At 60.3% G+C, this 20471-nt stretch carries 14 protein-coding genes; 4 read left to right on the forward strand and 10 right to left on the reverse strand.

Annotated elements, in window-relative coordinates; translation table 11 throughout:
* Nucleotides 1-30: 30 nt before the first annotated feature.
* On the reverse strand, nucleotides 31-1605 hold the full coding sequence (locus tag FHS83_RS16575) for an asparagine synthetase B family protein (protein WP_167084148.1): 1575 nt from the start codon (nucleotides 1603-1605) through the stop codon (nucleotides 31-33).
* Between the two features lie 240 nt (nucleotides 1606-1845).
* Between FHS83_RS16575 and FHS83_RS16580 the strand changes: the two genes are divergently transcribed.
* From FHS83_RS16580 to FHS83_RS16595, 4 genes are all read left to right on the forward strand, one after another.
* Nucleotides 1846-2247 carry a PadR family transcriptional regulator gene (locus FHS83_RS16580; RefSeq protein WP_341801565.1) on the forward strand — a complete coding sequence of 134 codons (402 nt, stop codon included), beginning with the start codon at nucleotides 1846-1848 and terminating at the stop codon, nucleotides 2245-2247.
* Complete coding sequence (locus FHS83_RS16585) at nucleotides 2225-3133, forward strand: sensor domain-containing protein (protein WP_167084150.1); 909 nt, start codon at nucleotides 2225-2227, stop codon at nucleotides 3131-3133. The genes FHS83_RS16580 and FHS83_RS16585 overlap by 23 nt, the downstream gene beginning before the upstream one ends.
* A gap of 257 nt (nucleotides 3134-3390) precedes the next feature.
* Nucleotides 3391-4971, forward strand: coding sequence for a peptidoglycan DD-metalloendopeptidase family protein (locus FHS83_RS19845; RefSeq protein ID WP_167084152.1), 1581 nt, complete (start codon nucleotides 3391-3393; stop codon nucleotides 4969-4971).
* Nucleotides 4972-5055: 84 nt separating this feature from the next.
* On the forward strand, nucleotides 5056-5631 hold the full coding sequence (locus FHS83_RS16595; RefSeq protein WP_167084154.1) for an acetate uptake transporter: 576 nt from the start codon (nucleotides 5056-5058) through the stop codon (nucleotides 5629-5631).
* Nucleotides 5632-5668: 37 nt separating this feature from the next.
* Here the strand turns inward: FHS83_RS16595 and clpB are convergent, their stop codons facing one another.
* From clpB to FHS83_RS16640, 9 genes are all read right to left on the reverse strand, one after another.
* On the reverse strand, nucleotides 5669-8287 hold the full coding sequence (gene clpB, locus FHS83_RS16600; protein ID WP_167084156.1) for an ATP-dependent chaperone ClpB: 2619 nt from the start codon (nucleotides 8285-8287) through the stop codon (nucleotides 5669-5671).
* A gap of 561 nt (nucleotides 8288-8848) precedes the next feature.
* On the reverse strand, nucleotides 8849-11302 hold the full coding sequence (gene galA / locus FHS83_RS16605; RefSeq protein ID WP_167084158.1) for a beta-galactosidase GalA: 2454 nt from the start codon (nucleotides 11300-11302) through the stop codon (nucleotides 8849-8851).
* Between the two features lie 538 nt (nucleotides 11303-11840).
* Complete coding sequence (locus tag FHS83_RS16610) at nucleotides 11841-12284, reverse strand: DUF4167 domain-containing protein (RefSeq protein ID WP_208414919.1); 444 nt, start codon at nucleotides 12282-12284, stop codon at nucleotides 11841-11843.
* Between the two features lie 187 nt (nucleotides 12285-12471).
* Nucleotides 12472-13281 carry a peptide chain release factor N(5)-glutamine methyltransferase gene (gene prmC / locus FHS83_RS16615; RefSeq protein ID WP_167084162.1) on the reverse strand — a complete coding sequence of 270 codons (810 nt, stop codon included), beginning with the start codon at nucleotides 13279-13281 and terminating at the stop codon, nucleotides 12472-12474.
* A complete protein-coding gene (gene prfA / locus FHS83_RS16620) occupies nucleotides 13278-14360 on the reverse strand; it encodes a peptide chain release factor 1 (protein WP_167084163.1) in 1083 nt (360 codons plus the stop codon). The genes prmC and prfA overlap by 4 nt, the downstream gene beginning before the upstream one ends.
* Nucleotides 14361-14465: 105 nt before the next feature.
* On the reverse strand, nucleotides 14466-15587 hold the full coding sequence (gene ispG, locus FHS83_RS16625; RefSeq protein WP_167084165.1) for a flavodoxin-dependent (E)-4-hydroxy-3-methylbut-2-enyl-diphosphate synthase: 1122 nt from the start codon (nucleotides 15585-15587) through the stop codon (nucleotides 14466-14468).
* A gap of 27 nt (nucleotides 15588-15614) precedes the next feature.
* Nucleotides 15615-16664 (reverse strand): helix-turn-helix domain-containing protein, encoded by a 1050-nt coding sequence (locus tag FHS83_RS16630; protein WP_167084167.1) that lies wholly within the window; start codon nucleotides 16662-16664, stop codon nucleotides 15615-15617.
* 222 nt (nucleotides 16665-16886) lie between these two features.
* Nucleotides 16887-19097: a phosphoenolpyruvate--protein phosphotransferase gene (ptsP, locus tag FHS83_RS16635; protein ID WP_208414920.1), complete on the reverse strand. Its 2211-nt coding sequence runs from the start codon at nucleotides 19095-19097 to the stop codon at nucleotides 16887-16889.
* Nucleotides 19098-19163: 66 nt separating this feature from the next.
* Complete coding sequence (locus FHS83_RS16640) at nucleotides 19164-20387, reverse strand: aspartate kinase (protein WP_167084172.1); 1224 nt, start codon at nucleotides 20385-20387, stop codon at nucleotides 19164-19166.
* Nucleotides 20388-20471 lie beyond the last annotated feature (84 nt).

The following is a 20471-nucleotide window of genomic DNA, read 5'->3' on the forward strand; positions in this document are numbered from 1 at the left end:
CCTAGCAGATTTGCGCTCCTGCTGAAACTATCAGGCCGACTGTTCAACCACTGGGGGACGCACTGTAATAGCCGCCCGTGCCCGTAGCTGGGGGATACGGAACACATTCATCTTCGAAGACAACAAACGCAGGTAATAGAGTTCTTCCTTGGAGTGAATGTTGAAGCCTTCGAATTCCTTCAGACCATTCACGAAATCCATATCGGAAATGGCGTCTTCGAAACGGTCATCCCAGGCAAATTCATCGGCCTTGGCCTTAAGCCCAGCACCTTCGCTGAAGAGGATTTTGGAGCGGTCACGGATCATGCGCGGCAGCGATTTGGGGTGTAGATCGAAAAGATCACGCAATGCCGCCTTGCCGGTGAAACCGCTACTGCCCGGGCGCACCAGATCATCCGCCACAAGCCCGCGCGCGTAATTGGCCAGCATGGGATCGAGGAAAGGCACGCGCGTTTCTAAGGAATGATGCATCGAACAGCGATCCACACGCTGCAGGCTGATGCGGTTCATCAGTTCAAGAATTTCCTCGCGCATCGCGCGGCCATAGGTGGCGTCATGGGCGAAGGCTTTTTCAAGCGGGGTGTAGCCGCAGAAGAGCTCATCGGCGCCCTCGCCGCACAGCGCCACCTTGAAACCGTCCTTATGGATGGCTTCGGACACTTTCATGGAGCAGACCGCGCCACGCACCAGCGCAGGTTCAAAGGATTCCGCCGCAAGCACCGCTTCGCCGAGCGCGTCGAAGGTCTCATCGCTTAAGGGATCGAACGGGATCAGCTTCAAATCGAAACCGGTGGTCTCGGCATAGGCCATGGCGAAGGGATAATCGGTGGAGTCCGGTCCGCCGACGAAATACCCCGGCGCGCTCGGCGCGATCTGGCGCGCGTAATGGGCCACCAGTGTGGAATCGATGCCGCCCGAGAACATGATCGCGAAAGGCAGATCGCGCGGAATATGGCGCGCTACGGCTTCCGACAAAAGCTTGTCCAGCACCTTCGGATCACTAGATGCAAAGGGCTCTGTAGGGGTGGTGAGAAGCGACGGGAAAGCGCCGCAATATTCGCGGGTCAGAAGATAGCCAGGCGGCAATACCAAGACATCGCCGCTCTCGATACTATCCAGAAGCGGACGCATCTCGGAACAGAAGGCAAAGCCCTCACCTTCCTGCACCACATAAAGTGGCTTGATGCCGAAAGGATCGCGCGCGGCCAGGAACTGCCCCGTTGCAGGCTCATAGGCGACGAAGGCATACATACCCGAAATCTTCGCCAGCGCCTTGGCACCCCAGCTCCGAAGCGCGTTAACCAGCACCTCGGTGTCAGACTGCGTTTTGAAGCGGATGCCCGTGGCTTCCAGCTCGGCCCGCAATGCCTCGTAATTGTAGATTTCCCCATTGAAGGAGAGCCACAGCCGTCCGTCATAAGAGATTTGCGGCTGGATGGCGTGATCGCGGTCCACAATCGCCAAACGGCGGGTCGCCATGGCCACATTGGGGGCGGGCTCGCCGATGGGATCGCTAATATCGCCGCGGCTGGTGATTCCGGCCATCAGCCGCGCGACGACCGTTTTGGCCTCCGGCCAGCCTATGGCAACAGCAATTCCACACATCACGCGATCTCCCAGCGGGCAATTTTCAGCCTAGGCCGCGGGCGATGAAGGATAGATTAACCCTGCCAAAGCCTTACGCAGTGTTTCCAGTGGAAATATTCTTGCCATTTCTTAACCATTAGGGGTATGAAGTACAAAATAGTTCGAACTTCGCACTAGTCGGCACTTGCATATTGCCAAGTTGATGCTAGATAGAACTTAGCAATAGCCGAGAGGGCGGAAGACAACGCGAGTGTTTAAGTGACTGAAGAAACTCAATACACGCGGAAATTCCGTAAGGAGCTGATGGCCGGACTGTCGTCCCTGGTCCTGCTGGCGGTGCTCGCACGCGCCGGTCGGGAAATGTATGGATATGAGATCGCCAAAGCCGTGAAGGCTGAAGGCGAAGGTGGATTGATCTTCAAGCAGGGGGCGATCTACCCCGTGCTCAGATCCCTGAATGCCTTAGGGCTCCTGGAGAGCCGGGTGGAGGCGTCGGCTTTTGGTCCGCCGCGCCGCTACTACAACATCACCGACGAAGGCCGCAAAGCACTCGCCGAATGGCAATTCGCCTGGCGCGATATGCGAGAGTTCGTCGATGACGCGCTGAAGGCTGGCATCACCCCGGGAGGGACGGGACATGAATATCAGCCAACCGCCTGATTCAGTACGCGGTTATCTGAACGCATTGCGGCGCGCGTTAAAAGGCGCGCCGAAGGGGCTGATCGCCGATGCCCTCGCCGATTGCGAGGAGCATCTCAATATGGAGATCGCCCAGAATCCAGAGATGGACGAAGCCGCGGTGATGGCGCAGGTCATCGAAACCTATGGCTCGCCCGAAGAGATCGCAGAGGAGTACCGGGATATGGAAGCCTCGATATCGACTCCCTTCCCCAAAGCGCCTGAAACCAACGAAATCAGCCGTAATGGCGGCTTTTTCAACGTCATCTCCGATCCACGCACCTATGGCGCACTGCTCTATATGTTGCTGTCGCTGATGACCGGTATCTTCTACTTTGTCTGGACCGTGGCCGGACTTTCGATTTCGCTGTCCACCTCGATCCTGATTTTCGGCATCTTCATCGCCCTGCTTTTCATCGCCTCGATCCGCCTTCTCAGCCACGTCGAAGGCCGGATTGTGGAAGGCCTTTTAGGGGTGCGTATGCCGCGCCGCCTGCCGCTCTCCACTGCCTCCGACGAAAAGCTTTGGACGCAGATCAAGGAAGCCTTGGGTGATGTGCGTACCTGGACTTCCATCGCGTATCTCTTGCTGATGCTGCCGCTCGGTGTGGTTTATTTCGTGATCGCGGTTGTAGGGCTTTCGGTTTCGCTTGGCGTGACCGGCGGCTGCATCTACTCGCTCCTCACCAATGAGAGCCACATCTCCATCAGCGATCTTCCGTGGCTGGAACACCTCTTCCACACAGCGCCGGGCCTCATTCTGTTGGCACTCGTCGGCGTGTTGCTCTTCTTCGTGGTCCTGCATGTGGCGCGCGCCATTGGCTGGATGCATGGCAAGATCGCCGAGGCTCTGCTGGTTCGTCTCTAATCTTAAAACGATTACAGAATACGGCGCGTGTACCCCAACAGGTATGCGCGCCGTGTGTTTTTTGGGGCTCATCTGTTGCAGCAAAGAGAGTCTTTGAGGCGACAGTTCCGATCCCGTTACGCGGACAACACCCAAGTTTGCACGCATCTTATTGTTAAAGCTTGGGAAAAGGTTGACGTGCGAGGCTTGGCTGGGGCTATATGCGCACGCACTGCGTAAGCAGTCGCGTGAGGGGACATCCTGTAGAAGGCGGACTCGTGACTCGTCACAACGACACGACTCAATTCGATACTGAATGGACTCCGGCCATCGATGGCACGGGCAAGGTACTCAACACCGATAGTCGCTGGACGATTGTCTCTACCTCCGTGTCGGCGCTGATTGTCGGCTCGATTGCGTGGCTTGCGGTATCCACCATGCCACCGGTAACCGGCGGTTCCGTCGAAAACGCCAGCAAGGGCTTTTTACCTTATCGTCTCTTCCAGCAACTCAGCCAGTCGAGCAACAACGCCCTCTTCGGTAATGCTCCTGCCGAGCCTGCCCTCCCCGCCCAGCAGAATAACCTCGATCAGAATCTCGCCGCCGAACGCGCGCAAAAGCCCAAATCCTCCATCGAGACCCATACGGTAACGCTTGATGCGGGTGACACGCTCGCGGGCGCCCTCGAAAATGCAGGCATTTCGGCGGACGACGCCAATGCGGCGATTGCCGCGCTCTCCAAGGTCTATAGCCCGCGCCAGCTTCGCGCCGGCCTTGCCTTCGACATCACCTACAACACCAAGCCGGATGTTTCGACCACGAACAATTCGTCGTCGGATTATGAAGGCGACGACATCTCCAAGGGCAAAGCCGTTCAGGGCGAACCCATCGCGCGCCTTCTCAGCATTAAATTCTCGCCTTCCGTGGAGCACGATGTCACCATCACGCGTGGTGATGACGGCACATTCCAGGCGACCGACACGGTGAAGAAGCTGGTGCCGCATGTGCATCGCGCGGGCGCCGCCATCGATGGCAGCCTCTATCTCTCCGCAATGCGCGCCGGTATTCCGACCGATGTCGTCGGTGAGATGATCAAAATGTTCTCCTATAAGGTCGACTTCCAGCGCGACCTGCACCCCGGCGACTCCTTCGAGGTGTTTTACAATTACTACTACACGCCCGAGGGCCAGGCCGTCCGCAATGGCAACATCTCTTATGCCGTAATGCGGCTGGGCGATAAGCAGATCGTTCTCTATCGTTACCAATCCGATCCCAATGCCCCGGCCGAGTATTTCGATGCCACGGGCGAAAGCGCCAAGGGCCTGTTGATGAAGACGCCGGTTGACGGCGCGCGCATTACCTCTGGTTTCGGCATGCGCTTCCATCCGGTGTTGGGCTTCTCACGCATGCATAAGGGCGTTGACTTCGGCGTTCCGATTGGCACCCCGGTCATGGCCGCCGGTGCTGGCACCATCGCCTTCATGGGCTGGTCGAATGGCTATGGCCGCTTCGTTCAGGTCAATCACGGCAATGGCTATGCAACCGCTTACGGGCATCTTTCGCGTTTCGCGGCGGGCTTGCATGTCGGCTCGCGCGTCGGCCAGGCCCAGGTGATCGCCTTCTCGGGCAATACCGGCATGTCGACCGGCCCGCATCTGCATTACGAAATCCGCGTGCGCAACGAGCAGGTTAACCCCCTGAGCGTGAAGATGGCCCAGGGCCGCAAGCTCTCGGGCAAGGAGATGCGCGCCTTCCAGAGCGAGCGCCTCAGAATCGACGATCAGATGGCGGCAACCAAGCTCGAGACCAAAGTGGCGGACGCCACCGCGGCGGCCAATTTCAAGTCGCTCTCCAAATAAGCGTTTTTCGTTAGGAAAACTAACGAGAATCCCCCACTCTTCCCGGCAGCCGGCGCTCACGACCGGCATCGGGAGAGAAATACGATGTCTACACAAACTGCAGCCCCGCAGGCGAACCCGGCCGCTCTCGGCTTGGTCGGCTTCGGTCTTACCACCGTACTTTTGAGCCTGATTAATGCGGGCGTTTTGCCGGAGAGCGGCGAACCCGTCGTGATCCCCCTCGCTATCGCCTTCGGCGGCACCGCGCAAATTCTCGCCGGGCTGATGGAGTTCAAGCTCGGCAACACCTTCGGCACCACCGCCTTCACCGCCTATGGCGCCTTCTGGTGGTGGTTCGCGCTGATGCTGATCTTCGGCCATACCGGCGTCATCGATATGAGCAATCCGGGACCAACAGTTTCGGTAGCGCTGATCCTGTGGGGCGTGTTCACGCTCTATATGTGGATCGGCACTTTCAAACTCACCCGCCACCTCTTTCTTGTCTTTCTGACACTGTGGGTGACGTTCTTCCTGCTTGGCTTCGGCGGGCTTCTGCATATGCCTGCAGTGCATCAGCTTGGCGGCTGGCTCGGCCTCGTCTGCGGCACGCTGGCCATGTATGGCAGCTTCGCCATCGTGACCAACTCCACCTTCGGCAAAACCGTTTTGCCGCTCGGCTAAAAGACAAAGGGCGCGGGATCACCCCGCGCCCTTCTCGTTAGTTCAACGCCCTACTCGGCGCGTTCTCGAAAGCGAGATCATCCGGCTCGCGGAATTCCTGGCCGTTGAGCGTCAGCCCCGAATGGCCGGTGGAAACCTCCACGACGGAGCCATCGCCGATCCGCCCTTCGAGCAGCAACTGCGCCAACGGATCTTGCAGCCGCTTCTGGATCACGCGCTTCAAGGGTCGCGCGCCATAGACCGGATCATAGCCCGCATTGGCGAGCCATTCGCGCGCCTTGCCATCAAGCCCGATCTCGATCTTGCGATCCGCCAGAAGCTTGGTCAGCCGCCCGATCTGGATGTCGACGATGCGGTCCATATTTCCGCGGGTCAGGCGATGGAAGAGAATGATCTCGTCCAAACGGTTGAGGAATTCGGGGCGGAAATGTCCGCGCACCACCTCCATCACTGCCGCGCGGCTTTCGCGGGTCTCTTCGCCGGTGAGAAGCTCCGTACCAAGATTAGAGGTCAGGATGATCACGGTGTTCTTGAAATCGACCGTCCTGCCCTGCCCATCGGTCAGACGGCCATCATCGAGCACTTGCAGAAGCACGTTGAAGACATCGGCATGCGCCTTCTCGACCTCATCGAAGAGGATCACCTGATAAGGACGCCGCCGCACGGCTTCCGTCAGCACGCCGCCTTCTTCATAGCCGACATAGCCCGGAGGCGCGCCGATCAACCGCGCGACCGCATGCTTCTCCATGAACTCGCTCATGTCGATGCGCACCATGGCGTTGTCATCGTCAAACAGGAACGAGGCCAGCGCTTTGGTCAGCTCGGTCTTGCCGACGCCGGTTGGGCCTAAGAACAAGAACGAGCCGATCGGCCGGTTCGGGTCCTGCAAGCCGGCACGCGCACGGCGCACGGCATTGGAGACAGCGCGGACAGCTTCGGATTGGCCAACGACGCGGTTTTGCAGCGCCTCTTCCATCTTGAGCAGCTTGTCGCGTTCGCCTTCCAGCATCTTGTCGACGGGAATGCCGGTCCAGCGCGACACGATCTGCGCGATATGCTCGGGCTGCACCGCCTCATTGACCATGGCGCTCTGGCGCTGCTCATCAATTTCCTTTAGCTGCTTTTCAAGGCCCGGAATGACGCCATATTGTAGCTCGCCCGCGCGGGCATATTCGCCGCGGCGCTGGGCGATGTCGATTTCGGCGCGCGCTTTATCCAGGCGCTCTTTCAAGCTCTGCACATCCTGGACGGACTTCTTCTCGTCCTTCCATTTCGCGGTCAGAGTGGCGGAGTCCTGCTCCAGATTGGCGAGCTCTTTTTCGAGATTCAACAAACGTTCCTTGGAGGCGTTGTCGGTCTCTTTGCGCAAGGCTTCGCGTTCGATCTTGAGCTGCACAATGCGGCGATCAAGTTCGTCGAGTTCTTCCGGCTTGGAATCTACCTGCATGCGCAAACGGCTGCCCGCCTCGTCCATCAGATCGATGGCTTTATCGGGCAGGAAGCGGTCGGTGATATAGCGGTTGGAGAGCGTCGCCGCGGCCACAATAGCGCTATCGGTGATGCGTACGCCGTGATGGACTTCGTATTTCTCTTTCAGACCACGCAGGATGGAGATGGTGTCTTCCACCGTCGGCTCGGACACGAAGACGGGCTGGAAACGCCGCGCCAGCGCCGCATCCTTTTCGATGTGCTTGCGATACTCGTCGAGCGTGGTCGCACCAACGCAATGCAGCTCGCCGCGCGCCAACGAAGGCTTCAACAGGTTGGAGGCGTCCATCGCGCCTTCGGCTTTGCCTGCGCCGACCAGCACATGCATTTCATCAATGAAGAGGATCACTTTGCCTTCGGCGGCAGTGATTTCCTGCAGCACAGCTTTCAGACGCTCTTCGAATTCGCCGCGATATTTCGCGCCCGCGATCAGCGCGCCCATGTCGAGCGCCATCAGGCGTTTGTCGCGCAAGCTTTCGGGCACGTCGCCATTGACGATGCGCAGCGCCAGGCCTTCCGCAATCGCGGTTTTGCCAACGCCAGGTTCACCGATCAGCACGGGATTGTTCTTGGTACGGCGCGACAGCACTTGAATGGTACGCCGGATTTCCTCATCGCGGCCGATCACCGGATCAAGCTTGCCGGTGCGGGCGAATTCGGTGAGATCGCGGGCGTATTTCTTCAAGGCATCATAGGCGTTTTCGGCCGTCGCACTGTCGGCGGTGCGGCCCTTGCGCAGATCGGAAATCGCCTTGTTGAGGTTCTGCGGCGTGACGCCGGAATCCTTCAAGAGCTTCCCGCTGTCGCCGGTGGAGGTGGCGAGCGCCAGAAGCAGATATTCAGCAGTGACGTAGCTGTCACCGGCCTTGGTGGCGGCTTGCTGGGCGGCCTCGAACAGGCGCGCCAATTCGGGGTTCACATAGACCTGGCCGGAGCCGGAGCCCTCCACGCGGGGGAGCTTGCCAAGAGCGCGGGCAACGCCATCGCGCACCTGTTCGGGGCGCCCGCCAGAGGCTGCGATCAGCCTTGCGGCCAGGCCCTCTTCGTCATCGATAAGGACCTTCAAAAGATGTTCGGGGGTGAATTGCTGGTGGTTCGAGCGGACGGCTAAGCCTTGCGCCGATTGGATGAATCCGCGCGCCCGTTCGGTGAATTTCTCAATATCCATGTCTGCCTCTCTAGCCCTCGCGGCAAGGCCCCGGAAACCGGCAGCCTAGAACGAGTCCGGTGAAATGGGCACGCCCCAGAATGGGCCCGCACCCGAGAGACTATGTGGGAAGCGATTGGGGAAACGGCAAGGGCAAGCGGGGAACTAGCGGAAACTTTTCGGTGCGGCAGGCCTTTAACCTCCCCCTGGCGGGAAGGTCGGAGAGCGTAGCGATCCGGGTGGGGGGAAGCGTTTGGGGCGAGCCTCGACCGCCCCCACCCACCCGAAAAATCGTTCGCTGCGCGCCCAATTTTTCGCTCGCACGCTGGCGCTACTCGCCCCCGCAAGGGGGAGGTTAAAGGAGGCGTTCGACGCACGCTCATCACCCTCCGTGCCCGCTGCACCATCGCAAGGCGCAGGATCAGGCAGTCGGTTTGAGTGATCAGGGCGCGGATCTCGGCCCGATGCTGCTTGGTGCCTTCTGAATGGCGGCCATGGCGGAGGCGAGCCGTCCGAAATGCGCCATTAATTGCCGGAATTGTTGCGCAAAACAGTTGGCGGCGCGGCAGATGATCGCCGGGCTCAAGCCCGCGTCGGTTGTGACCGCGGGATCGGTCCGGCCTTGACCGGGATCGACAGTTCCGCCGACTTCAACCCGGGCGCCGTGGCGCGCAGCTTGAGCGTTCCGGTCTTTGCCTCGATCGACTGCACGATGACCTGGCCAAGGCCGTTGAACAGCGAACGGCGGTTGCCTTTTTCCGGCTCAAGAGAGGTTGGATCGCCGTTGCCGAGGCCGATGATGGCGCCGCCCTTGATCTCGTAGGTGATCATGTGATTGGCGAGCGGCACGGTCCGGCCCTTGACGTCCACGGCTTCGACCATGATCGGCTGGGCGTCACGGCCATCGGCAATGAGCGCCGGCCGGTCCTGTGTCAACCGCAGCGCCACCGGCTCGCCGGTGGTCTCATTGATGACCGTCGAGACCACCTTTGCGCCATTATAGGCGCGGGCCTCGATGCGGCCGGCTGTATAGGGCACGGTCCAGCGGTTCATATCGTATTTATCGGCCTTCTGCCGACCGGCCGACTTGCCATTGACGAACAGCTCGACCTCCTCGGCGTTGGTGCAGGCCATGACCATGATGGGCTTGTCCTCACTGCCCGCCCAGTTCCAGTGCGGCACGAGGCCGAGCACAGGCCCGTCTTTGATCCATTGCGCGCGGTGGATGTGGACCGCGGTCTTGTCGAATCCGCACAGATCCATGATGCCGAAATAAGAGCTGTTCGACGGCCAGGAGAACGGCTTCGGCTCGCCGTGGTAATCAAACCCGGTCCAGACAAAGGTGCCGGCGACGAAATCGCGCGTATCGATCTGCTTCCAGGCGTCGCGGTGCGTCTCGCCCCAGCCGGCAAATTCGTCGTCATAGCTGGCGAGGACTTGTGCCTTTTTATCCGTCACGAAAGCCCCGCGGGTCATGAGGGCGGAGCTGTCCTCCGATGAGAAGATCGGCTTGTCCGGATGCGCCGCGTGGAAAGGATCATACTGGCTCTGCTGGTAGTTGATGCCGACGACATCGACAGCATGGGACACGTTGAGTGGGGTGAACAGGCCGCCGCTCATCGCGGCGGTGACCGGGCGCGTGGTGTCGAGCGACTTGACCACAGAACTCATGCGCCGGACCATCTGATAGCCGGCCTCGGTGCCCTGCATCGGCTCCTCGTTGAACACCGACCACAGATAGACGCTGGGGTGATTGCGGTCACGCCGCACCAGCCATTCAAGCTGGGCCATGAAGTCCGGCGAGGCGTTGAAATTGCGGTTCTCGGCCATGACAAGGAAGCCGTGGCGGTCGCACGCGTCCATCAGCTGCTTGCTTTGCGCATTGTGCGAGAAGCGGATGGCATTGCAGCCAAGCGATTTCAGGCGGCGCAGGCGGAAGTCGAGCACGCCGTCTGGCACGGCGTTGCCGACGCCGGCATGGTCCTGATGCAGACACACGCCCTTGATCTTCACAGGCTGGTCGTTGAGGAAAAAGCCTTTTTGCGCATCGAAACGCTGGGTACGGAAGCCGGCATTGGTTGTAATTTGATCGAGCACTGCACCGGTCACGCTCGTGAGCGATGTCGTCACTTGGTAAAGATGCGGCGTGTCCACGCTCCACAATTGGGGATTGGCAAACGGTAGATCGTAGTTGACCACGGTTTCACTGAGCGGCGCGACGCTGACCTCTTTTGTCAAGCCGGGGCGCGTGCCTGTTGATGATTTTTCGTCGCCAATGTCGGTGTGAACGCGGACGGTCTCGGTCTTGTCGCCGGAATTGTAGATCGTGACCTCGACCGGCACATGCCAGCCGTGTTCGTCTTTTACCGGATGCGCGAAGACCCCGTCGGTTTTGATGTGCACGGGATTGCGCTTGACGATCCAGGCATCGCGGTAAAGTCCACCGCCTTCGTACCACCAGCCTTCCATAGCTTCGGCATCGACGCGCACCACCAGCGAATTCAGCTGATCGCCATAGGTGGCGTAGGGCGTAAGGTCGATATAGATCGAATTATAGCCGCTCCAGTTGCGGTCGACGAGTGTGCCGTTGAACCACACGGTGGCGAAGGTGGCGACGCCGTCCAGTTGCAGCTCTATATGCTTGCCGTCGTCCTGCGGCTCGAAGCGCAGCATGTTGCGATACCACGCCACGCCCCGGCGGCGGTAGCCCTGATCGACATTGCCGCTCTCCTCGATCGGCTGGAAGCTGACAAAGTCGTGCGGCAGGGTGACTGGCTGCCATGCGCTGTCGTCGAATTTGGGGGAAGCCGCTCCGCGCGCTGCGCCGGCTTTGGCAGCATTATAGGTGTCGTCATGTCCGGTGATCGGTGGGAAGGGGATATCTCCGGCAAAGAAGCGCCAGCCCTTGTTGAGTAACAGGACCTGGCGAGGCGCGGTAACGGGGGCTGCCGCGGCGATGGCGCGCGACACGAAACCCGGAGTGGATGCGACCAAACCCAGCGCGCTCGCGCCCTTGATCCATTCGCGGCGATCCATGCCTGCCTCCCTGCATTATTATTATTGCACTTATTAGTGCAGCGGCTTGCAGGGACGCGCAAGGAGAGAATGATCCCTCTTGGCATTTCGGATTTTGGGACGCGAGGTCACAATATCATGGCGACGATTCCATCGCCCAGTGTGGTGGCGCTCACGACGTATTCCCCCACCCGAAATACTTCACACTTCCGAAAATGGCGTTAGTCGGCTGGATTGCACTGATGCTGGTATTTCTTTCGCACCATTTTGCGAAAGGAGATTTAGCGTCAATTGGCTTTTACGAATGGTGTCACAGCATAGCTATTGCGACTGCAATAGCGGCACCGCAGGCTGAAATGCGCGCGAGCTAGCACCAACTCTAAGACCTAATTTCGTAAAACTGTGTCTCGCACCTGCGCCCCCCTTCGCCCCTGCGGGGCACTTCCCCCCCGTAAGAACGGGGGGCAGAAAAGGGAGGGCGGTGCGTTTGGGGGCGAGCCCCCACCAGAAATTTGCGGTCGCAAATTTCGACCTCCCCGCGAGGGGGAGGTTAAAGAAATTACTCCGCCGTTTCGGCTTCTTCGCCTTCTTCTTCGTCGGACTCTTCGTTGTTGCCTTCGGAGAGCGAGAAAGAAGCCTGGCTGGGGCCGCCCTGTTGAACCACAGGCTGCTCACCGGTGCCAGTGGGCTGGCGCTGCGCCTGTTGTGCCTGCCATTGCGCCTGTTGCGCCTGGGCCGCGGCCATGATGCGGAAATAATGCTCGGCATGCTGCAGATAGCTTTCCGCCATCACGCGGTCGCCGCTCGAATTGGCATCGCGGGCGAGCTGCAGATACTTCTCGTAGATATGCGAGGCCGTGCCGCGGATCTTCACCTCGGGGCCGTTGGAATCATAGCTGCGGTTCGGATTGAAACCGCCGCCACCGCCGCCGCCGTTACCGCCGTTGCCACCGCCGCTATGACCGTTTTGCGGCCTGCGGCCGCCTCTCCGAGAGCGTTTCACAGTATCCCCTTGGGTCCTAAAGCTGGCATGCCCTAACGCGAGCGCGAGGCTGCCTTGCATACAATAAATCGAAACACGTCTTTCGCAGTGTCTGAGGCTGGACGCATCCAACGCGCCACATCCGCCGCGGTCACAGCCGCAGGCAGGGCGCCTTTCCCCAGGCCCCGAAATTAGCCGTTCCCCCGCCCTATTCCAACTCTTTTTTCGGCAAAGGCTGACTTTGGGCAATCACGATACGGGAAATTCCTGAGAGGTCTTTGGCGGCACGCAATACGTGAAGCCCCGCGGCGGACAGAATCTCGGCCGTTGAGTCGGCCTGGCCGATTCCAATCTCGACGAATGAGGTGCCGCCCAGCCGGTTCAGCTCTGGCGCCAGGGCGCGCACCGCATCAAGGCCGTCGGGACCGCCATCCAGCGCGCCAAAAGGCTCATATTCGCGCACATCAGGCTCCAGCGTGGCGATATCGGCGGTGGAAATATAGGGCGGGTTGGTGACGATGACGTCAAAACGTTCATCAAGTGCCTCGGCCCAATTGCCGGGGCGGATTTCGGCCCTGGTGCCGAGCCTCAGCCGCTCCATATTAGCTGTGGCAATCGCACGCGCGGTATCGGAGGCTTCGACGCCGAGGCCCGTAGCATTGGGGTATTCCGACAACACCGCCGCCAAAATGCAGCCCGAACCGGTGCCAAGATCGAGGACGCGCAGCTTCGCGGCTCGGTCGGGAAATTCGGTTAACACCGATTCGATCATGGTTTCGGTGTCCGGGCGGGGAATCAGCACCCCAGGCCCGACCTGGAAATCAAGACTCCAGAATTCCTTGTGTCCGGTGATGTAGGCAACAGGCTCACGCTTCTCGCGGCGAGCGATGAAGCTTTCGAAGGGGGCCGGATCACGGGCGGCTTCCCAGAGCACGCGCGCCTCAAGCCGGGGATTGTCGACGCCTGCCGCCGCGAGCCGGGCACTGGCCGCGCGCAAGATCTCGCGCTCGTCGCTCACGCCAGTTCCGATTCGAGTTCGGAGAGACGATTGGCCTGATCTTCGGTGATCAAGGCATCGACCACATCGCCGAGATCGTCGCCGGTGATGATGCGATCGAGCTTATAGAGTGTGAGATTGATGCGGTGATCGGTGACGCGGCCTTGCGGGAAGTTATAGGTGCGGATGCGTTCCGAACGATCACCCGAACCGACCAGGGTCTTGCGCTCGGAGGCGCGCGCGCTATCGACGCGTTCGCGTTCCATCTCATAAAGCCGCGCTTTCAGCAGCTTCATCGCTTGGGCTTTGTTCTTATGCTGAGATTTTTCGGTCTGCTGCGCCACCGCAAGGCCGGTCGGCAAATGGGTGATGCGCACCGCGGATTCGGTTTTGTTGACGTGCTGGCCGCCTGCGCCGCTCGCGCGGAACACGTCGATACGCAGATCCTTTTCATTGATCTCGATATCGACGTCTTCGGCTTCCGGCAGCACGGCGACGGTGGCGGCAGAAGTGTGAATGCGCCCGCCTGCCTCGGTCACCGGCACGCGCTGTACGCGATGGCCGCCGCTTTCGAATTTCAGCTTGGCGAAGACGCCCTGCCCCTGCACATCGAGGATCGCTTCCTTGATGCCGCCGAGATCGGATTCCGAAAGGCTCATCACCTCCACCTTCCAGCCCTGAAGCTGGCAATAGCGGGTGTACATCTTCAAAAGATCGCCCGCGAAAAGCGCGGCCTCATCACCGCCGGTGCCGGCGCGAATTTCGAGAATGGCGGAGGAATTGTCGGCCGCGTCTTTCGGCAGAAGTTGAATCTTGAGCGCGTGTTCAAGCTGTTCCAGCGTGGATTTCAGCTCGGCGCGTTCTTCTTCGGCCAGGCTGCGCATCTCGCTATCCGTGGAAGGATCGGCGATCAGCGCTTCGGTTTCTTCGATTTGCTTTTGCGCGGTGCGATAAGCCGAAGCCGCTTCCACCACCGGCTCCAACTCCGCGCGTTCCTTGGCGAGCTTGACGAAGGCGGGACCGGCAATGCCGGAGGACAATTCGGCTTCGACAGCCTCGAAACGGGAAAGCAGACGTTCAAGTTTGGCAGCGGGGATCATGGCGAAGTCCTGATGGAGAAATGGCGAACAGCAGCGTGCGCAAAAGCAATGGCTCTCGTCGCTACAAGCTGTTCGCCCATTTCCGCATCGGTTTCGCCTTCTCGCTTATTCGGCCGCTTGATTATGCGTAGCTTCGATTTCGGCGGCCTTCTTCTCGCAAAGATCGACAACGTGATCGATGAGATCGCCGTTCTCGATGCGATAGACCGGAGCGCCATTGAGATAGATTTGGCCGTGGCCCTTGCCCGCGCCGCCGCCGGTGAAGCCGATATCGGTGCCGAGCGCCTCGCCCGGGCCGTTCACGACGCAGCCAATGATGGAAAGGCTCATCGGGGTGGTGATGTGCTTGAGGCGATCTTCCAGGGTCTTCACCGTGTTGATCACGTCAAAGCCCTGGCGGGCGCAAGACGGGCACGAGATGATGTTCACGCCGCGCGAACGCAGGCCCAGCGACTTCAGGATATCGAAGCCGACGCGCACTTCCTCTTCCGGAGGCGCAGACAGCGAAACGCGGATGGTGTCGCCGATACCGGCCCACAACAGATTGCCGATGCCGATGGCCGATTTCACCGTGCCGGAGATCATGCCGCCTGCTTCGGTGATGCCGAGATGCAGCGGACAATCGACCGCTTCGGCCAACGCCTTATAGGAGGCGACTGCGAGGAAGGCGTCCGAGGCCTTCACCGAAATCTTGTATTCGCGGAAGTCGTTTTCTTCGAGGATGGCGACGTGCTTCAGCGCGCTTTCCACCATCGCTTCGGGGCAAGGCTCGCCGTATTTTTCCATCAACTCGTTTTCGAGCGAACCGGCGTTCACACCGATGCGGATGGAGCAGCCGTGATCCTTGGCGGCTTTGACGACTTCCTTCACGCGCGCCGCCGAGCCGATATTGCCCGGATTGATGCGCAAGCAGGCAGCGCCCGCCTCAGCGGCTTCGATGGCGCGCTTATAATGGAAGTGAATGTCGGCGATGATCGGAATAGTCGCGGCCTTGCAGATCGCCTTCATCGCCGCGGTGGAGTCTTCATCTGGACAAGACACGCGCACCAGATCGGCGCCCGCTTCTTCCACGCGGCGGATTTGATCGATTGTCGCCTTCGCATCCGCCGTGACCGTGTTGGTCATGGTCTGCACGCTGATCGGCGCGTCTCCGCCGATAGCCACAGAACCAACATGGATTTGGCGGCTTTTACGGCGATTGATGTCGCGAAACGCGTAATGACCCATAGCTACCCTTCGACCGTCGGACTCTACTCAGCGACGGTTACCATTATAGCGATCCATAATCGACTGCGGATCGAGCGAAAGTGCTTCCGTGGTTTCCTGACTGTGGCCCGCGGTCCCCACCACCATCCCGTCCAGGTCGAGTTCGATCGCCCCTCCATTGGGTGTGGTTAAGGTCAGGCCTGGCACATTCGGCAGGCGATAGCTGTCGCCCGGCTTCAAAAGACGGTTTTGGAAAACGCGGCCATCGGCGGCCTGGACCAGAATACGCGTCGCCTCGCGGGCACGCAGCACCACGCGCGCGGGCTTGGAGGCATCGCCATATACCTGCCCCTTGGGCAGCGGCGGCAAGGCGAACGCGGGCTGACCCGAGCTTGGCTGCGTTTGTGCTGGCGGCGTCGCAAGAGACGGGTCGAGAATACCAGCCGCAACTTGGCCAGGCGCTGCCTGCCCTGGAACGGTCTCGGTTGAATCCGACTGCTGTGAGGTATCTGCGGGCGGCGGTACGACAACTGGCTGCGGCTGCTCGACGGGCTTCGGCGGTGGCGCTTTACGTACCGGATGCTGGATCACGGGAGCTGGCGCGACTGTAGGCTCGTTCAACATCCTGTCAGCAGACGCCGCGAGCTGATATGCGCCGTAAAGCACGAGCAGCACCACCACACCGGCCATGAATTTCCAGCCATGCGGCATGCGCGGTTCGGCGTCTTCATCGATCACGGTGATCGGAACGACCGTTGCGTCGCTGCGCCCGGCAATCTCAGCCTTGAAGCGTTCGACGCATTGAATGGAGTCGAGGCCAAGATAATCCGCATACGAACGAATGAAGCCGACCGCATAGGTTCGCCCCGGCAAAGCTTCAACGCGATCCTCTTCCAAAGCTTCGAGATGATCTTTGCGGATCTTCAGCGCCCGAGACACGGTCGCAAGATCATCACCACGCCGAAGCCGCGCCGTGCGCAGATCCTGGCCGACAGTGTCGAGGGGCGCGTCCATCTCATCGGAGATTTCGCGCAAATGGATGCGACGACGGTCCAAGCCGCCTTCGCTATCGAGTGTGAGCCGCGTGACTTTGGTCATGGTTCCTGAGTGCGCCGCCCAGCGCCCTGCCGCAGCAACTATACCGCGCTTCCATTAGTAACTTAGATCGAAGCTTCTAGTCACGGAAATAAAGGATTTCCCAGTTAGTACAAGTCCTTTGGCATATAGGCCGGTTCCCTGGAACGGTTCTGGAATCGGGTCGCAAAAGCATAACTCCCGGATGTGCAGCTATCGCGACATCATTTTACGGAAGTTATAATCTTATTTCAGGACGACCCCCCGTTCGGCCGCAAAGGCTGCCAGACGCGACCTGAGCGAGTGGTCGGTACGTCCGCACAACTTTTCCACGTATTGGGAGATTTCCCCATAATTGAGGCTGCGGATCATCGTTTTGATGGGGCCGATATGACCTGGCGACATCGACAGGGTGCGCACCCCGAGCCCGATCAAGGCCATGGCGTCCAGAGGCTTACCCGCCATTTCCCCGCAAAGGGACACCTCTCCCCCGCTTTCCGCCGCGCTTTGCACGATCTGGCGGAACAGGGTCAGGGCAGCCGGATTGAGGAAATCATAGCGCTTGGAGACACGCGGATTGGTCCGATCCACCGCGAAGGTGAAGGACAGAAGGTCATTGGACCCGATGGAGACGAAATCGGCCGAGCGCATAAGCTGTGGCAGCATGAAGGTCAGCGCGGGAACCTCCAGCATGGCGCCGACCAGCACCTGCCGGGGCTGACGCTGCCCCAAAAGCCGGGCGCGCTCGATTTCGCGGTCGATCAGCGAGCGCCCCGCATTGAACTCGGCGACATGGCTAACCATGGGCAGAAGGATGCGCAAAACCTTGCCGGCGGAGGCTTTGATCAAGGCGCGGGCCTGATAGCGCAGCAAGGCTGGGCGGTCCAAGGCGATACGGATGGCACGCCAGCCGAGCGCCGGGTTCTCCTCGCGCTCCCAACGGGCGTAAGGCAGCACCTTGTCACCGCCGAGGTCGAGGGTACGGAACACCACCGGCTTATCGCCCGCCGAATCCAGGATTTCCCTGTAAAAAGCGGTCTGATCAGAGAGCCGGGGCATGGTCTCGCCGATCATGAACTGCAGTTCTGTACGGAAAAGCCCGACCCCATCCGCGCCGGATTCCGCCAAATGGGGCATATCGAGCGCCAGGCCCGCATTCATCATCAGGCGGATGTGAACACCGTCTTTGGTCTCGGCGGGTAGATCGCGGATGGTGGCAAATTGCGCCGCACGATGCTCGCGCAGAATACGCTTGGCATCAAAAGCGTGGATGACATCCTCGGTGGGGCGAAGATGGGTTTCGCCGGTCTCGCCATCGACGGCGATGCGATCGCCTGCCCGCGCCGCATCGGTCACGCCAGCCGCTTCCGCCACCATGGGAAGGCCCATGGAGCGCGCCACAATAGCGACATGGGAGGTCGACGCCGCCTCTTCCAGCACCAGACCGACAAGGCGGTCGCGGCGGTAATCGAGCAATTCCGCCGGGCCCATACTGCGCGCCACCAGCACCGAATTTTCCGGCATATCGAGGCCGCGCTTACCGACATCACCCGCGAGATGGCGCAAGAGCCGCCGCGCCAGATCATCAAGGTCATGCGCGCGTTCGCGCAGGATCGGGTCCTGCATCTTGGAGACGCGCAAACGCATTTCGTCCTGCACACGCTCCACCGCAGCTTCGGCGGTAAGACCGGTGCGAATGGCATCACGCATGCGCTGGCGCCAGCCCGCATCATGGGCGAACAAGCGATATGTCTCGATCACCTCGCGGCTTTCACCGGTGAGATCAAGCTCGCCGGAATCCAGCATGTGATCGACGGCTTCGCGCAGCTTGCCGATGGCTTCTTCGAGGCGCGCCAACTCCAGCGTGGGATCGTCGGCGATCATGCGCTCGACCTTCACGCGCGGCTCATGCAGCACCACCGTGCCGATGGCAACGCCTTCGGAAAGCCCTTCGCAATTGAACTTGCGCGGCCGGTCCGGCGAGAGTTCCGGCTCATCCAGTTCGGCAACGTTGAAGAGCACACCCTGCGCCACCACTTCCGCCAGCACCATGGCGACGGTTTGCAGCGCTTCCACCTCTTCTTCGGCGTAATTACGCGAGGCCGCGTTTTGCACCACGAGGACGCCGAAGACCTGCCCGCCACGCACAATCGGCACGCCCAAAAAGGCGTGATACGGGTCTTCGCCGGTTTCCGGGCGATAGGAGAATTTAGGATGGTTGGGCGCGTCGGAAAGGTTCACCGGCTCGCCCGCCTCGGCCACCAAACCGACGAGGCCTTCGCCTGCCCGCATCCGCGTTCTATGCACAGCGGCGGGGTTCAGGCCTTCGGTGGCGAAGAGTTCGAGCGATTTGCCCGCCCGGGTGAGATAGATCGAACAGACTTCTGCCACCATGTTGGCGGCGATGACCGAGACCAGCTTATCGAGGCGCATCTGCGCGCTCGTGTTCTCGGCCATGATCTCGCGCAAGCGCCTCAGCAGTGTCCTCGGGCCGCCTGCAACGGGCATATCAGTTCACCTCACTCAAGCTGCATCCAGATCGTAAGCGGAGTGCAACGCGCGAACAGCCAATTCGACATATTCCTCGGCGATCAAGACGCTGACTTTGATTTCGGAGGTCGAAATCACCGAGATGTTGATGCCCTTTTCCGACAAGGTGCGGAACATAGTCTGCGCCACGCCTGGATGGGTGCGCATGCCGATGCCGATGATCGAAATCTTGGCGACATTGGCGTCTGACGTGATCTCGCGATAGCCGATGGTTTCGGCGGCATCTTCCAGCACCTTGATAGCGCGGGCCAATTCGGTGCGCGGACAGGTAAAGGTCAGATCGGTGCGCTTTCCGTCATCGGAGATGTTCTGCACGATCATATCGACATTGATGCCGGCATGGGCGAGCGGCCCGAAGATCGCGGCGGCGATGCCGGGATGATCCGGAATCTTCATCAGCGAAATCTTCGCTTCGTCGCGCGAATAGGCGATGCCGGTGACCGGTTTCTTTTCCACGATGTCTTCCTCGTCGCACAGAAGCGTGCCGCCCGCGTCGGGATCGAAGGTCGAAAGAACCCGGACGGGCACGCGATGTTGCATAGCGATTTCCACCGAGCGGGTCTGCAAGACTTTCGCGCCCAGCGAAGCCATTTCGAGCATTTCCTCGAAGGCAATCTTTTCCATCCGCTGCGCCTTCTTGGTGATGCGCGGATCGGTCGTGTAAACACCATCGACATCGGTGTAGATGTCGCAACGCTCGGCCTTGATGGCAGCGGCGACCGCCACCGCGGAGGTATCCGAGCCGCCACGGCCAAGGGTCGAGATACGCTCGCCTTCCGCCACACCCTGGAAGCCCGCGACCACGGCGACGGTGCCGGATTCCAGACAGGCGTTGAGGTTTTCGGGCGGCAAATCCTCGATACGGGCGGAGGCATGCATGTTGGAGGTCTTCATCGGCATTTGCCAGCCGAGGAAGGAGCGCGCCGGAACCCCGATGGAGCCCAGGGCAATGGCGAGGAGACCCGAGGTCACCTGCTCGCCCGCCGCCACCACGGCGTCGTATTCCTTGGGGTCGTAGTGCTGGTCGAGGTCATTGATGAATTTGACGAGCTTATTGGTCTCTCCCGCCATGGCCGAAACCACAACCGCCACTTGATGACCGCGCTCTACCTCTTTTTTGACCAGCTGGGCCACATTGCGGATGCGATCGAGGTCGGCCACCGACGTCCCGCCGAATTTCATCGCAATCTTCGCCATCGCACTGCCCGCTTAAGGAACCATTTGTTGCGTCATACATAACCGCGTGTTTCCAAAGGCTCAACCCGGACTTTGCCTCCCTTG

The organism is Rhizomicrobium palustre (genome assembly GCF_011761565.1).
Lineage (GTDB): Bacteria > Pseudomonadota > Alphaproteobacteria > Micropepsales > Micropepsaceae > Rhizomicrobium > Rhizomicrobium palustre.